The 419-nt window shown below is 45.1% G+C and carries 1 protein-coding gene; it reads right to left on the bottom strand.

What is annotated here, in order from left to right; translation table 11 throughout:
* Positions 1–419: formate--tetrahydrofolate ligase (locus tag J7R10_RS09000; RefSeq protein ID WP_208436501.1), on the bottom strand; the 419-nt coding region annotated here is incomplete at both ends.

Below are 419 nucleotides of genomic sequence, written 5' to 3'. Positions count from 1 at the left end.
GAGAAAAGGGGTTAAGCCGGGGAGGTCGAGAATATCGCAGCAAATAGCGAAAATAACGCCCGCACCCGGCAAGAGGCGAACTTCGCGTACAGGAATTTCAAAATCAACAGGGGCACCGTATTGGGTAGGATCAGAAGAAAAAGAATAGGGCGTTTTTGCCATGCAAATAGGGTATGTGCCAAAACCCTCTTTTTCCCAACATTCAAGTTGCTTGAGAATAGGGGCGGGGATGATGGCTCCACGCCCGCCATATAAGTTTGTTATAATACAATTAATTTTCTGAACGAGTGGAAGGTCATCTGGATACAGGACTTTAAAATGGGTATTTTTTTCTTCGATCAAAGTAACAAGTACCTGTGCAAGTTCTAGGGCACCTTTTCCTCCCTGTTTCCAATGTGTGCGGACAACAGCTTTATGTC

It is taken from the genome of Bartonella vinsonii subsp. berkhoffii ATCC 51672 (assembly GCF_902825225.1).
GTDB lineage: Bacteria > Pseudomonadota > Alphaproteobacteria > Rhizobiales > Rhizobiaceae > Bartonella > Bartonella berkhoffii.
The sequence above is the reverse complement of the archived record's forward strand: the minus strand, read 5'-3'. Positions and strand labels throughout refer to the sequence as shown.